An 11439-nucleotide genomic window follows, 5' to 3' on the forward strand; every position below is an offset into this window, starting at 1 on the left:
GGCCGGAGTTGACGGAGAAGAGTTTGCGCTCAATGAAAGGCTCCAGATCTTCTTCGTAATGGACCTTGTCTAAGCGCAGCGCTGAATGTTTCAGGCGACTGGTTTCCACCACCCATTCATTAAAGGGCTCCACCACGACAAAGAGCGGATCTTCATGGCTTTGAGCCGGTACAATCCGGTCCACCGCAGCATTAGGGAAACCGATATACTTTTCGGCAAATTCCAATCCTTCCGGACTCAGGTATTTCTTGACTTCCTGATAGAGAAACTGAGAGCCGCCGATCATATTTTCACAGGCCAGAACATCCAGCGGCTGCGTGTTGCCGGCAGCCCGGCGGGCCTCGATCCCCCTGGCCAGAAGCTCAGCAATGAAGGGCAGGATATTGGGACCGATGGCAGTGGTCACAATAGCCGCCTTTTGAATGGCTGCAACGACCTGATCCGGATGCTCCTTGCTGTTGATACCGGCGACATCGGCTACCTCGATGCGGGGCTGGCCCTCCTGAGCTATTTCAATCTCGTATTTTCCCCGCTCATTCAGGGCATCAATCACCTTCTCATTGACATCAATAAAATCAATATGAAAGCCATTTTCAAATAAAATTTCGCCGATAAAACCGCGGCCGATATTGCCGGCCCCAAAGTGCACTGCATGTTTCATTGATTTTCTCCTTTGTTTGCTGCTTTGAACGGATACCTGGATACCATCGCCAGCTCACTCCACACTGTCCAGCAGGCGGATCACTTCTTCTTCTGACTGGGCATCCGCCAGCTTGATGACATTGTCCACATCCGCACAGAAAATCGAGATTTTCTGGATGATTTCCAAGTGTTCGTCGCCAATACCGGCAATGCCAAAGAGAACGGTCGCTACCTGAGAGCTGTCCTCCGTCCCGAAATTAACACCCTCAGGGACCTGCACCACGGTGATACCAGATTTCAGAACGTCTTTCTTGGCGGCATCGGTCCCATGGGGAATGGCAATGAAATTCCCCATATAGACCGACAGCTCCTGATTTCGCTCAACCATGGCATCAATATACTCTTCCCTGACAAAACCGCCGTCATAAAGAATCTTCCCGCAGTAGCGGATGGCTTCTTCCTTGTCAGAAAACTGCTCATTGAGTTTAATCAAATTTTTTTCAAGTTTCATCTTAATCCTCCAATTTTTTGATTTTTTCGTTAAAAATAGCATTTAACAGCTGATAGATAATAGCTTGATTTCCTGTTTTGTAAATTTCTGTATAGAGATGGTTTTCAATCATGGACTGGCTGATGGCCGTCATCAGGTCCCGCATCTCCTCGCTGACATCTTTGGGCGTCAGCATGAGCAGGCACCTTGTCACGCTCTCCTGCTCGCCCTTCATGGATACAGCCGCAATAGGTCTCTGCAGCTCGTAAATGGTAAAGCTGCTGACTGTGACCTTGCTGGACTGAGTATGCAGCAGAGCCAGACCGGTGTTGGGAATGGCCATGGGATTGGCCTGGAAATGCGAGAGCAGTTTCTGCGTCAGATAGCTTTGATCCAGCACATTTTCCTGCAGGCGGACCATTTGCGCCGCCGTTTTCTCAAAGCTGTCACCATTGTCCAGAGCAGACAGGCTGAACTGGCTGAGCAGGTGGCTGCTGGCAATCAGATATTCCTGCAGGTCGTAAGTCTTTTCTCTGCCGACTTCATCGCGGGCCACAACCGTGCGGTTATCCCGAACCTGCTGCAGTTTTTCCTGCAGCTCCAGCAGCTCTTTGACAGAAGGGAAGCTGGAGATAATATCCACCTCCTGCCTAGCCAGCGGTTTGGTTGAGAGGATATAGTCATACTGGTCCGTCTCTATTTGCGGACAGTCCGCCGGAGACTGAACGTCAATCCATTCGACAAAAGGAGCCACGCTCTTAATCTTGGTTACCAGCAGATCCCGGGTCACCCGCCGCTCATCGGTCAGCAACAGAATCCGGATAGGATAGATTTCTGGGCTGCGGCCCAGACTGGAAATAAAGTGCAGGGTAATGAGCCCGTATTCGTAATCATGCTGCAGATATTTTGGAAAAATATCCTTGACCAGCAGGCTGACCACCGCATGGAGAAACTTATTTCTCTCCACTAAAAGCTGAATGGAATCCGGCAGAGCCTCATCCGGAAAGAGAATGGGAATCCCCAGACTGAGACGAATATGATGAAAGAGAAACTTAAAGAGAACCTTATCCCTAAAGAAATCAATCTTGGTATACATAGAGACCGTATCAATCAGATTGGAAACATTATAGAAGAATTCTCCGTCAAATTTCTCTGTAAAGAGCGGATTGTCCTGCCGCTTGATAATCAGCTCATCCAGAATGCTGGCATAGTAGATAATCTCTTGGATACTGTAAAATTTGGCTGTCTGCTTTGAGTAATCCTGAAAAATATTTTGCGAAATCTCCAAGGCCTGCTTGCTGATATTGGGCAGCATGTCCACATGCTGCTCCCCCCCTATGAGGGAAAGCAGGATGGCAAAAAACATCTTCATCTTAGCATCCAAATCAGGAAAATCCGTCAGAAAGGCCGTGCAGATTTGGCTGGCCAGCTGGATCCTTTCAGGGTCCAATATTTCATAACCGCCAATATTTCCCGCTGAAAAGTCAGCCACTGAAATGGCATTGGTCAATAAAACAGCCAGCAGCCTCCTCTGACGAAGAGGATCTCCTGATATTTTATAGCCTTTCTGCCGCTCTATCTTCAAATCAAAATCCAAGAGACGCTTCTCAATATCTGCAATATCCTGAATGATGGTGACATTGCTGACTTTTAAACTTTCCTGCAGCGATTCGTTGGTGGTGGCCCCCTCGGTCGTCAGGAGGAGATAGGTAATGTAGATCAGCCTCTCCTGCTGACTGTAAGCGGTCTGCACCTCCAAGTCCGTCGGCAGACTGGCAATATCGCCGGCCAGAAAATAATACCTGCCCAGCTTGTGAATCTGAATCTCCTGCCGCTCTAAGCTGGCTGTCAGATCAGACAGGGTACGGTAGATGGTTCTGGAAGAAACCTGCAAGATTTCTTTCATATCTTGCATTGAAAGCTTCCCTACATTCAGGAAAGCTTTCAGCAGTTGTTCTTCTCTCTTCGTCAATAACATTCGTTGGTCACACGACCTCCTGTTTTTATTTGTGCATTCTTGCTACCATCTTATCATATTCTGGCGTCGTTACCAAGCTATCAACAATTAAGAACTGTGAATCGGGTGCAGCCTGCTGCACATCTGCCTGCAGACCGATGGTCGTGACAATCATGATATTCTTGGCACTGTAGTCAGCCAAATCTGCAATAGCTGCGGTTGAAACCGGGATGCGGACATCGTGATTCTTAAAGATAGCCCGGATGGTTTCGCAGCCCATAGTAGCAGAGCCCTGCGCTTTTCCGTAAGCCACAACGACTGCATCGATATGATTGAGATCAATTTCCTGTACCGTTTGGACCACGGGTTCCTGCTGATTTCCCTCAGCTGCCGGAGCAGTGCCGGCCAGCGAAGCAACAATCTCATCATAGCGAGGAGAAGCCAGGAAATTGTCCACCGATACATGGATAGCGCTCGGAGTCTTGCCCTTAGCCCGCGGAGTCAGCTCTTCCTGCGTCACAATCAGGGTCTTAGGGGTATCCGTTAGATTGGAAATGGCTTGATTGGATACCGGAATAGCCAGACCGGCTTTTTTCACCTTGTCGCGGAGAATGCTGGCTCCCATAGCAGAGCTGCCCATTCCGGCATCACAGGCAAAGATGATTTTTTCTACAGAGTCAGCTGAAATAGCGCTGTCTGCGGCCACCGCAAGCGGGGCAGTCTGGCCTTTGGCCTGGGCCTTGGCCGCCTGAGTCGCTGCCTGAGCTGCTTCTAAAGCATCCTCTTCTGCTGACTTGTCTGCTTTCAGAATCACAGCTGCTACAAAGAAGGAAACCGCTGCAGCCACCAGAACACCCAAGAGGACATTCAGGTGCGGCCAGAGGCCTTTAGGAGCCATGGCCATAATGGCAATAATAGAGCCCGGAGAAGCCGGAGATTTCAGACCGGCATCCAGCATTTGGAAAGTAAAGGTTCCTGAAACACCGCCGGCCATAACTGCCAAGAAAAGGGCCGGTTTCATCATTACATAAGGGAAGTAGATTTCATGGATTCCACCGAAGAAGTGGATAATCATAGCTCCCCATGAAGAGGATTTGGCTGAGCCTTTGCCAAAGAGAGCAAAAGCCAGCAGGATTCCCAGACCGGGACCAGGGTTGGCCTCCAGAAGGAAGAGAACGGATTTTCCGGCCTGAGCAACCTGCTCTGCTCCCAGCGGAGTGAAAATACCGTGATTGAGGGCATTATTGAGGAACAGGATCTTAGCCGGCTCAATGATGATATTTGCCAACGGCAGGAGACGGGCATTGACAATGGCTTCTACACCGCTGCCGACAGCCCCTGTCAGGACAGACACAACAGGACCTACTGCATAAAAGGCCAGTAGCAGCAAGGCAAAGCCAATCAGGCCGGCTGAGAAGTTATTGACCAGCATTTCAAATCCCGGACGGATTTTTTCCTGAAACTTCTCATCAAACTTCTTGATCGTCCAGCCGCCTAAAGGCCCCATAATCATAGCGCCGATAAACATAGGGACGCTGGATCCGGTGATAGCACCGACCGTAGCGATGGCACCGACTACCGCGCCGCGCTGACCATGGACAACATAGCCACCCGTGTAGCCAATCAGGGTCGGCAGGAGATAGGTCAGCATCGGACTGACGATGCCGGCCAGCTGTTCATTGGGCAGATAACCGTCTGCAATAAAGAGAGCAGTCAGTACGCCCCAAGCGATAAAGGCACCGATATTAGGCATAACCATATTGGAAAGAGAGGTACCTAGCTTCTGCACTCTCACTTTCAATGATGTTTTTTCTTGCATTGAGAAAATCCTCCTTTTCTTAAGACCAGTATATCTCAAAATGAAAGCGCTTGAAACTCAAACCTTGTCACACTTTTCGTGACAGAATGTCAGACTCCCTCCTTCTTTGTTTCAAATACCTTCATTTTATACAGTATCTTCCAAAAGATAGCTCCCTCTGCGGGTGAGGGCGCAGCCATCACGGGAGTCTGTCCCACCGCCATCAGCCCTATCCCAGTACAGCTGGCACTTCCTAGCGGAAGCTTTATCCGCAACCTCAAAGCAGTGCTTTGGACAGCTCGCTGCCCTATCGCTTAAAGTACAGGACGATAAAAAAAGAGGCTGGGACAACAGTACCCAGCTTCCTATAATTTAGTCGTTTGATTTTCAAGACACAGTGGTTGGGAGAGCTTCTCTTGCCTTTGGTCAGCCAGCGTCTCCCCTGCACAGTTCATCAGACACTTTCGTGAAAGATCTCGCCTCAGCTTCTGCACCGAACTTTTCTAAAAGCCTATATCATGAATACAGACGCTGCGCTTATTCTACCGTTACAGCCTTGGCCAGATTGCGCGGCTTGTCTACATCCAGTCCGCGGTGAAGGGAAGCATAGTAGGCAATCAGCTGGGTCGGAATGACCATAGAAATGCTGGACAGGAATGGATGGACCCTGTTGACAATGATGTCGTCACCTTCTTTTTCCACCCCTTCTTCTACCACTGTCAGAACCTTGGCACCGCGGGCCACTACCTCTGACACATTGCCGCGGGTATGGGAGGCCACAGCGGGATTGTTAGAAATCAAAGCCAGCACCGGTGTACCGTCTTCAATGAGTGAGATGGTCCCGTGCTTCAATTCTCCAGCCGCAAAACCTTCACACTGAATATAGGAAATTTCTTTCAGTTTGAGACTGGCTTCCATGACGACATAATAGTCCTGGCCGCGTCCGATGTAAAAGGCGTTGCGGGTCGTTTCCAGAAGGCCGCGCACCTTTTCTTCAATCAGTTCCTTTTCAGAGAGAGTGGACTCGATAGACTGAGCCACAATAGACAGCTCATGCACCAGGTCGAAGTTTTGAGCCTTTTCATTGCCATCAGCTTCACCGACTGCCTTGGCCAGAAAAGCAAGAGTCGCTACCTGACCAGTATAGGCCTTGGTGGAAGCTACGGCAATCTCCGGACCGGCATGCAGCAGCATGGTGTAGGTCGCCTCGCGGGACAGCGTAGATCCTGGAACATTGGTAATGGTCAGGCTTGGGATGCCCATCTGATTGGCCTTGACCAGAACCTGCCGGCTGTCAGCTGTCTCTCCAGACTGGCTGAGCAGGATAAACATCGGTTTCTTGCTCAGCAGCGGCATGGCATAGCCCCACTCCGAAGCAATCCCCAGCTCCACCGGCGTATTGGTCAGCTCTTCCAGCATGCTCTTGGAAGCATAGCCGGCATTGTAGGAAGTTCCCGCTGCAATGATATAAAGGCGGTCGGCTTCCTGAACGGCTTTGACGATTGCCGGATCAACGGCCATTTGCTTATTTTCATCTGAGTAGGTGCTGATCAGTTTGCGCATCACAGTCGGCTGCTCGTCAATTTCCTTGAGCATGTAGTAAGGATAGGTGCCCTTGCCGATGTCAGACAGATCCAGCTCCGCAGTGTAGCTTTCGCGTTCCAGCGGGCGGCCCTCATAGTCCTGAACCTCAACACTGTCTTTTTTGACAAGCACCAGCTCCTTATCATGGATTTCCATGTATTCGCTGGTTTCACGAATCATGGCCATGGCATCGGAGCAGACCATATTGTAGCCCTGCCCCAGCCCGATGAGGAGCGGTGATTTGTTTTTAGCGACATAAATGGTGTCAGGATTTTCAGCATCCAAAAGGGCAAAAGCATACGATCCTTCAATGATGTGAAGCGCTTTTCTGAAAGCCTCCAGAACAGTCAAACCATCTTCTTCAACGAATTTGCCAATCAGATGAACCGTAATCTCCGTATCCGTCTGCCCCTTGAAATCATGACCCGCAAGGTAGTTATTTTTGATATCCAGATAGTTTTCAATCACTCCGTTGTGGACCAGCACGAAACGGCCTGTTTGAGAAGTATGGGGATGAGCATTGTCCTCGCTTGGTTTTCCGTGGGTCGCCCAGCGGGTATGTCCGATACCGGTTGAGCCGGCAACATCGATGCCGATTTTGGCCCTCAGGTCGGCGATGCGGCCGACAGACTTGACCAGACTGGCATTTTTTCCTGTTGTTACAAAAATTCCAGCTGAGTCATAGCCACGGTATTCCAGCTTTTCCAAGCCCTGCATTAAAATATCTGTTGCGTTGCGGCTGCCCACAACTCCGACAATTCCACACATAGTATTCCTTCCAGCTTCCCTAACTCTGAGGGAGCCAGTTCCTCCTTCGAAATTGGTATAGTCAAATTTATCTTTCTAAATTCCAACAAAACCAGTATACACATTGATTTTTTATTTGTCAACTGGTAAATTGGTATAGTTTTGTTTAAGCTTTTTATGATTAGGATCAAGAAGCTGGATTCGAAGGATTGAAACTGCACTGGTCCAGCAAGTCTGCCGTGTCAGAAAACAAAAGCCTCCCAGACTGGTCGGACTCTTGGAAAATCTCTTCAAACCACATCAGCGCCGCCTTGCTCCAAGAGTCCTTCCGGACTGTTGGAGATTGGGGATAAAGAGTCTGTCCCACCGCCGACTTTCGTCAAATCTGAAGGACTGATAAAGGTTGTGGATAAGGCAAGCGAAGCTTTATCTGCCGCCTCAAAATTTCTGCTAGATTTTTTGACACTTCCTTGTGAAAGCTCCATCCCTCTGTGGGTGAGGGCGCAGTCATCACGGGAGTCTGTCTCAGCCTCTGAGCAGCCCGCTGCCATCCTGTCTGCTCCTGCCTAGTTTGCTGACGCTTTCCCTTAAGCATCAAAACCGTTCTGTTGGCTGACCGTTTTGAACCAATGGCCTGATTTTTTGATTTTGCGCTCCTGTGTCTGCAGATTCAGCTCAATCAGCCCATAGCGGTTTTTATAGCCATTGAGCCAAGACCAGCAGTCAATAAAGGTCCACATGAGATAGCCTTTGCAGTTGGCCCCATCTTGGATTGCTCGGTGCAGCTCCCTCAGATGCCCTTTAACAAAGTCTATCCGGTAGTCATCCTGAATGACTCCGTCCTGACGGAATCTTTCCTCTCCCTCTACTCCCATGCCGTTTTCTGTCAGAATCCATTCAATATTGCCGTAATGCTGCTTGATCATTTCAGCAATATCATAGATCCCCTGCTCATAAATTTCCCAGCCCCGATGAGGATTGATCTTCCGGCCGGGCATGGCATAGGGCTCGTAAAATCTATCCGGCATCAGCGGAGCTTCCGGATGCGGCAGGTACCTAGGAGCAGCCACCCGCAGCGGCTGATAATAATTAACCCCTAAAAAGTCCACCCTGTGCTCCTTTATCGTCTGCAGCTCTGCCGCAGCCACTGCCGGCAGCAGCTCCTGCTCCTTCAGAAGCTGGATGAGTTCCGGCGGATACCCCCCCAACACAGAAGGATCCAGAAAGGATTTGGCCTGAAAGAGCTCTGCTATACGCGCTGCTTTCAGGTCATCCGGATGCTGGCTGCGGGGATAGGCCGGGGTCAGGTTGAGGACGATGCCAATCTTGGCTGCCGGATTCACCTCATGACAGGCCTTGACCGCAAGAGAACTGGCCAGCTGAGTATGGTAGGCCACTCGGACTGCTGCTTGCGCATCCACCTTGTGGGGATAGTGACCGTCATAAAAATAGCCGAACTCAACCGGTACGATGGGCTCATTAAAAGTAATCCACCTGTCCACCAAGTCTCCGTAAGTTTCAAAACAAAAACGAGCATAAGCTTCATAGGCTTCAACAGTTGCCCTATTTTCCCAGCCGTCTCCTTTTTCCTGCAAAGCAAAGGGCAAATCAAAGTGGTAGAGATTCACCAACAGCTGAATGCCCTTGGACTTGATGCGCTCAAAGACTCTGCGGTAAAAATCAACACCTGACTGATTGACCTCACCCTCTCCCAGCGGGAAAATACGGGACCACTGGATGGAAGTCCGAAACATGCTGTGGCCTGTTGCAGACAAGAGCTCTATATCGCTTTCCCAATTTTCATAGAAACCAGAAGTCTGCTCAGGACCGATGCCTTCATGAAAACGATTGGGCTCCTGACTGAACCAGTAATCCCACAGATTGTCTCCCTTGCCATCCCCCTGAACGCGGCCTTCCGTCTGCGGGCCTGAAGTGGAGCTCCCCCAAGCAAAACCATCCGGAAACTGAATCATCCTTTTCTACCTCACACTGTCATTTTTTATTTATTATACACCAGACAGGGCTTTGAAAACAGTGACAATTTATTCTAAATCTTCTGCTATTTAAAGCGCTGTTCCGCCAGCGAGCTCCTCCACCATTTCCTCCACACAGGCTATAAAGCGCTTGGCTGCAGGGGAAGGATCGGCCGAGCGGGGCAGGGCCAGACCCAGAGAGACAAATCGCTGAGGAGCCAGCGGGACCTGAGCAACCCGGCCCGACCATTTTCTGGCAATCATGCGCTGATTAAAACTGACGCCGAGGCCTGCTTCCACCATATTATAGGTCGTAAAACCGTCCTTGGTGCTAAAGCGGGTCTGCAGCTTCAGCCCCTCCTGCTCAATCAGCCGGTCCTGATCAGTATCCTGGCCGGGCAGAGTATGGATAAAGGACTCCCTTTCCAAATCTTTAATTGCAAAAGAAGCAGCCGCAGCCTTGGGATGCTGACTGGGCAGCCAGGCTACCAGCGGATCCTGATAGAGCTCTATCCAGTCACAGTCTACCCCCCTGCCTGGCTTGGCACAGAAGCAAAGATCCACCGATTTTTCAGTCAGCCATTTGGCAATCTCCTTGTTGCCACCCTCCAGCATGGTCACCTTGACCTGCGGAAAGTCCTGAGCAAACTGCTGCAGGATCTCCGGCATCCACATAGAGGATACACTGAAATAACAGCCCAGGGTTAGTGAGCCCCTGACCAGCCCGCGAATCGCTGCCCCCAGTTCCTCTGCATGCTGATGAGCCTGAACCAGCTCCCGCAGCAGGGGCAGCATCAGCCGGCCGTCTTCTGTCAGGGTCACCCCTTTTTTCTGCCGGATAAAGAGCGGAAAACCCAGCTCCTCCTCCAGACTGGAAATCATACGGGTAATGCCGGACTGACTGTAAGACAGACTGTCGGCCGCTGCCGTAAAAGAACCTTGCTCTGCAGCCTTTAAAAAGGCCTGACATTTTACTGCATCCATCATTTCTCCTTCATCAGACATCAGGGCGTTCAAAAAAAAAAAAAAAGAAAGCACCAAAAGACCGCTGCATTTACAAGCAGCCAGACTGCAACGGCTGCGGAAAATAGGAAAGCAGCTGCTTCAAGGAAATTTCTCTTTTTATCGTCAAAGAAAATCAAAGAGGCAAGGGGCACAAAAGCCTGGCTTTAAGGCAGCAGATAGAAATCTGATACGGTATCTTCCAAAAGATACATACTCCTGTGGGTGAGAGCGCAGCCGTCATGGGAGTCTGTCCCACCGCCAACTTTGATTTTCAAAGAGAATGAAGATTTTTAGCCCGGATTGAGTCTGGTATGATGATTTGTCATGAAAGACATGACAATATACCGTTTGTGTAATAGATAAAATTAGTGTACACTAAATTTATCAAGAAAGCAAGAACGAGGTAACATCATGACCCACACACTCTCTTTTGCATCCGACTACTTAGAGGCTGCTCATCCGCGCATTATGGAAAAATTGGCAGAAACCAATATGATGCAGACCAGCGGCTACGGCAGCGATGAGTTCTCCGCCTCTGCCAAAAGACGAATCCGGGAAGCCTGCCAGTGTCCGCAAGCGGAGGTTCGGTTTTTGGTCGGGGGCACCCAGACCAATCAGGTCGTCATCGCAGCGCTGCTCCGCTCCTACCAAGGCGTCATCGCCGCCCAAAGCGGCCATATCAGTGTCCATGAAGCCGGGGCCATTGAGTTTGGCGGCCATAAGGTCCTGGAAATCCCCAGCGAGGACGGCAAACTGACTGCCCAGCAGATTGAACAGACGCTGGCAGACTACTGGAACGACGGCAACCACGAACACATGGTCATGCCGGGCATGGTCTACCTTTCCCAGCCGACCGAACTGGGCACTCTCTATTCGAAAGCCGAGCTGCAGGTCATCTCCCAAGTCTGCCGCAGCTACAGCATCCCTCTCTATGTGGACGGGGCCCGACTGGCCTATGCTCTGGCTGCTCCCGCAAATGATGTCAGTCTGGCTGACCTGGCTCAGCTCTGCACAGCTTTTTATATCGGAGGCACCAAGTGCGGAGCCATGTTTGGCGAAGCCGTTGTCCTGCCTAATCCTGATCTCATTCCCCATTTTACCAGTATTATCAAGCAGCATGGAGCCCTGCTGGCCAAGGGCCGGATTTTGGGGATTCAGTTTGACCAGCTCTTTCAGGACAATCTCTACCAAGAGATCGCCTGTGATGCCATCCGCTTGGCTGACTGCATCCGTTCCTGCCTAA

General features: G+C 50.4%; 9 protein-coding genes. 1 reads left to right on the forward strand and 8 read right to left on the reverse strand.

Going from position 1 to position 11439, the window contains the following annotated elements:
• The 8 genes from STRDD11_RS06905 to STRDD11_RS06940 all read right to left on the reverse strand — a co-directional run.
• Positions 1-661 (reverse strand): mannitol-1-phosphate 5-dehydrogenase (locus STRDD11_RS06905; protein WP_128836843.1); only part of this gene is annotated, 661 nt, incomplete at its 3' end.
• Positions 662-715: 54 nt separating this feature from the next.
• Positions 716-1153 (reverse strand): PTS mannitol transporter subunit IIA, encoded by a 438-nt coding sequence (locus tag STRDD11_RS06910; RefSeq protein ID WP_128836692.1) that lies wholly within the window; start codon positions 1151-1153, stop codon positions 716-718.
• Position 1154: 1 nt separating this feature from the next.
• A complete protein-coding gene (locus tag STRDD11_RS06915) occupies positions 1155-3110 on the reverse strand; it encodes a BglG family transcription antiterminator (protein WP_128836693.1) in 1956 nt (651 codons plus the stop codon).
• A 25-nt stretch (positions 3111-3135) separates the two neighbouring features.
• The gene (locus STRDD11_RS06920; RefSeq protein ID WP_128836694.1) at positions 3136-4908 is read right to left on the reverse strand and encodes a PTS mannitol transporter subunit IIBC; all 1773 of its coding nucleotides are present in this window, start codon (positions 4906-4908) and stop codon (positions 3136-3138) included.
• 516 nt (positions 4909-5424) lie between these two features.
• Complete coding sequence (gene glmS / locus STRDD11_RS06925) at positions 5425-7239, reverse strand: glutamine--fructose-6-phosphate transaminase (isomerizing) (protein WP_128836695.1); 1815 nt, start codon at positions 7237-7239, stop codon at positions 5425-5427.
• 269 nt (positions 7240-7508) lie between these two features.
• Positions 7509-7769, reverse strand: a complete 261-nt coding sequence (locus STRDD11_RS06930; RefSeq protein WP_128836696.1) for a hypothetical protein — start codon at positions 7767-7769, stop codon at positions 7509-7511.
• A 36-nt stretch (positions 7770-7805) separates the two neighbouring features.
• A complete protein-coding gene (locus STRDD11_RS06935; RefSeq protein WP_128836697.1) occupies positions 7806-9191 on the reverse strand; it encodes a glycoside hydrolase family 1 protein in 1386 nt (461 codons plus the stop codon).
• Positions 9192-9281: 90 nt separating this feature from the next.
• On the reverse strand, positions 9282-10175 hold the full coding sequence (locus tag STRDD11_RS06940; RefSeq protein ID WP_128836844.1) for a LysR family transcriptional regulator: 894 nt from the start codon (positions 10173-10175) through the stop codon (positions 9282-9284).
• 432 nt (positions 10176-10607) lie between these two features.
• Between STRDD11_RS06940 and STRDD11_RS06945 the strand changes: the two genes are divergently transcribed.
• Positions 10608-11439, forward strand: an 832-nt coding sequence (locus STRDD11_RS06945; RefSeq protein ID WP_128836845.1) for a threonine aldolase family protein, incomplete at its 3' end; no start/stop codon positions are given.

The organism is Streptococcus sp. DD11 (assembly GCF_001578865.1).
In the GTDB taxonomy this organism is placed as follows: Bacteria; Bacillota; Bacilli; order Lactobacillales; family Streptococcaceae; genus Streptococcus; species Streptococcus panodentis.

Coding starts and splice junctions, on each gene's coding strand:
- STRDD11_RS06910 (WP_128836692.1), bottom strand. CDS start 1,153: ATGAAACTTGAAAAAAATTTGATTAAACTCAATGAGCAGTTTTCTGAC.
- STRDD11_RS06915 (WP_128836693.1), bottom strand. CDS start 3,110: ATGTTATTGACGAAGAGAGAAGAACAACTGCTGAAAGCTTTCCTGAAT.
- STRDD11_RS06920 (WP_128836694.1), bottom strand. CDS start 4,908: ATGCAAGAAAAAACATCATTGAAAGTGAGAGTGCAGAAGCTAGGTACC.
- glmS (WP_128836695.1), bottom strand. CDS start 7,239: ATGTGTGGAATTGTCGGAGTTGTGGGCAGCCGCAACGCAACAGATATT.
- STRDD11_RS06930 (WP_128836696.1), bottom strand. CDS start 7,769: ATGGCAGCGGGCTGCTCAGAGGCTGAGACAGACTCCCGTGATGACTGC.
- STRDD11_RS06935 (WP_128836697.1), bottom strand. CDS start 9,191: ATGATTCAGTTTCCGGATGGTTTTGCTTGGGGGAGCTCCACTTCAGGC.
- STRDD11_RS06940 (WP_128836844.1), bottom strand. CDS start 10,175: ATGGATGCAGTAAAATGTCAGGCCTTTTTAAAGGCTGCAGAGCAAGGT.